Raw genomic sequence first — 2,786 nt, 5'->3', positions numbered from 1 at the left:
GCCGGCTCGACCGGCGCTGGGAGCAGCCCCGCGTCCTCGGGGCTCGCCGTCTCGATGCTCGTGGCGCCGCGCGAGGTGCCGATGAGCCGCTGGGCCTGGCTGCCGCTGCTCACCGGGCTGGCGGTGGACGCGACGGTGCGCTCGTTCGACGTCGCGTCGTCGCTCAAGTGGCCCAACGACGTCCTCGTGGACGACCGCAAGCTCGCCGGCATCCTCGTCGAGGTCGTCGTGACGCCGCAGGGTCCGGCCGCCGTCGTGGGGGTGGGGCTCAACACCGGGCTGCGCGCGGACGAGCTGCCCGTCCCGACGGCCACGTCGATGCGGCTCGAGGGCGCGTCGACGACCGACCGCACCGTCGTGCTGCGCGAGCTGCTGCGCACCTTCGACGCGCTGCACCGGGCCTGGGTCGCCGACGAGGGCGAGCCGACCAACGTCCGCGAGTCCTACGTGCGCCGCTGCGCGACGCTGGGCCGCGAGGTGCGGGTCGAGATGCCCGACGGCAGCACGCTGCGCGGCACCGCGGAGACGGTCGACGCCGAGGGGCGTCTTGTGGTGGCCGGCCAGGCGGTCAGCGCGGGCGACGTCACGCACGTCCGCGCCGTGGCATGACGGCGGCGGCCGGCGGCTGCGTGCCAGACTGACGCCATGACGCTCCCGCGCAGGCTGATGACCGACGGCGAGCACGTCGTCACGTCCACGCGCACCCACGTGAAGGTGCTGCTGGTGCCGGTGCTCGTCCTGCTGGTGGTGGCCGGCGCCGGCGGCTTCCTGGCCGCCTGGACCCGGGACCGGGTCGGCACCACCGCCGCGTGGGTCGTGGCCGCCCTGGCCCTCGTGCTCGTGCTGGGGGGATCGGTGCTGCCGTTCCTGCGCTGGCTGACCTGGACGTACACGGTCACGAACAAGCGGATCGTCGAGCAGCGCGGGCTCCTGACCCGCCACGGACGGGTCATCCCGCTGAGCCGGGTCAACGACGTCTCGTTCGAGAAGAACCTCAACGACCGGGTGCTCGGCTGCGGGACGCTCATCGTCCACGACGCCAGCGAGCAGGCCGGGCTGCGGCTGCGCGACATCCCGCGCATCGACGAGCTGCACCGCACGCTGACCGAGCTGATCCACGCCGAGGGGAGCGCGAGCGGCCGCCATGAGTCCGTCTGAGCCCGAGGGCAGCCAGCTGTCCGCGGCCGAGCGCGCGGCGCTGCGACGTCGCCTGAACCTGCTGATCCTCGGCGACCAGCGCGACCTGACCGGCCAGGAGGTCGTCGACCAGGCCGGGGTCGACCCCGAGGTCGCGCAGCGGCTGTGGCGGGCCATCGGCTTCCCCGACGCCGGCGACACCGCCGCCTACTCCGAGCAGGACGTGCGCGTGCTGACCGCCATCGCACGGCTGCAGAAGGACGAGGCGCTGCCCGACGACGCGCTGTTCCAGCTCGTCCGCGCCATCGGCCACCTCGTGTCGCGGCTGGCGGACTGGCAGATCTCGGTCATCGTCGACGCCGTCGAGGGCCAGGTGGAGGTGGGGCGCGCCGCCACCCGGCTCGAGGCCGCGGTCGACGTCGCCACCGAGGTCGTCCCCACCTTCGACGAGGTGCTGCGCTACGCCTGGCGCCGTCACCTGGCCGCGTCCGCCGGCCGCGTCGAGGCGCTGGGCGAGGCCGACTCCGAGCTGCTCAGCACCCACGTCACGGTCGGGTTCGCCGACCTGTCGCGGTTCACCAAGCTCTCCAACGAGCTCGACGAGATCGGCCTGGCCAAGGTCGTGCAGGGCTTCGAGAACCACGCCACCGACCTGGTCGCGGCCCGCGGCGGACGGGTCATCAAGACCCTCGGCGACGCGGTGCTGTTCACCTGCCCCGACCCGCGCACGGCCACGACGCTGTCGCTCGAGCTCGTGCGCCAGATCGGGGCCCGCAAAGACCTGCCCGACGTGCGCGTGGGGCTGGCCACCGGCTCGGTCATCAGCCGGCTGGGCGACGTGTTCGGTCCGCCCGTCAACCTCGCCGCCCGGATGGCCGCGGTCGCGCGCGCCAACCGCGTCCTGGTCGACCAGGAGACGGCCCGGGCGCTGACGACGAGGAGTTCGAGGCGCGTCCGCTGCCCGCCCGGCCGCTGCGCGGCTTCGGCCTCGTGACCCCGGTCGCGGTCAGCCGGCGGCGCACGTTCCGGGCCCACTGAGCCGGCTCGCTACCCTGTTCCGGTGACCAAGCCCGAGCTCGGAATCGTCGGCGGCGGCCAGCTCGCCCGCATGATGCAGGAGTCCGCCAGCGCCCTCGGCGTGCGCGTCCGTCTGCTGGCCGAGGGGGCGGACGTCTCCGCCGCCCAGGTCGTGCCGGACCACGTCGTCGCCGACTACCGCAGCCTGGACGACCTGCGGCGCGTCGTGGGCGAGGCCCCCGTCATCACCTTCGACCACGAGCACGTGCCGCCCGAGCACCTGCGCACCCTCGCCGCGGAGGGCGTCGTCGCGCGTCCGGCCGACGCGCTGCTGTACGCCCAGGACAAGGCCGAGATGCGCGAGCGGCTGACCGGTCTCGGCATCCCGGCCCCGCGGCACGCCGTGGTCGCCACCCGCGAGGACGTCCAGGCGTTCGCCGACGCGCTCGGCGGCTTCCCGATCGTCCTGAAGGTGACCCGCGGCGGCTACGACGGCAAAGGGCGTGTGGGTGGTCCGCGAGGCCGCCGACGCCGACGAGGCGTTCGCCGCGCTGGACGCCGCGGCCCCCGGCACGCGGCTGCTGGCCGAGGAGCTGGTCGACTTCCGCCGCGAGCTGTCCGTGCTGGCCGCC

3 protein-coding genes and 2 pseudogenes are annotated in these 2,786 nt (G+C 74.6%); all 5 read left to right on the top strand.

Translation table 11 applies throughout. The features are described from left to right. Positions 1 to 609, top strand: a 609-nt coding sequence (locus AC2W7G_RS13135) for a biotin--[acetyl-CoA-carboxylase] ligase (protein WP_485868833.1), incomplete at its 5' end; no start/stop codon positions are given. 36 nt (positions 610 to 645) lie between these two features. Continuing rightward, positions 646 to 1,158 (top strand): PH domain-containing protein, encoded by a 513-nt coding sequence (locus AC2W7G_RS13130; protein WP_485868832.1) that lies wholly within the window; start codon positions 646 to 648, stop codon positions 1,156 to 1,158. Further along, on the top strand, positions 1,145 to 2,131 hold the full coding sequence (locus AC2W7G_RS13125; RefSeq protein ID WP_485868831.1) for an adenylate/guanylate cyclase domain-containing protein: 987 nt from the start codon (positions 1,145 to 1,147) through the stop codon (positions 2,129 to 2,131). Before AC2W7G_RS13130 ends, AC2W7G_RS13125 begins: the two co-directional genes overlap by 14 nt. A 114-nt stretch (positions 2,132 to 2,245) precedes the next feature. After that, positions 2,246 to 2,599: pseudogene (locus AC2W7G_RS13120) on the top strand (5-(carboxyamino)imidazole ribonucleotide synthase); the annotation flags it as partial. A 58-nt stretch (positions 2,600 to 2,657) separates the two neighbouring features. Further along, positions 2,658 to 2,786: pseudogene (locus tag AC2W7G_RS13115) on the top strand (5-(carboxyamino)imidazole ribonucleotide synthase); the annotation flags it as partial.

It is taken from the genome of Aeromicrobium sp. PFPM2_SD2 (assembly GCF_057364525.1).
This window is presented reverse-complemented; position numbering and strand designations above follow the sequence as displayed.

What these genes read in the sequence shown, in the direction of transcription:
- AC2W7G_RS13130 (WP_485868832.1), top strand. Translation starts at nt 646, where the DNA reads ATGACGCTCCCGCGCAGGCTGATGACCGACGGCGAGCACGTCGTCACG.
- AC2W7G_RS13125 (WP_485868831.1), top strand. Translation starts at nt 1,145, where the DNA reads ATGAGTCCGTCTGAGCCCGAGGGCAGCCAGCTGTCCGCGGCCGAGCGC.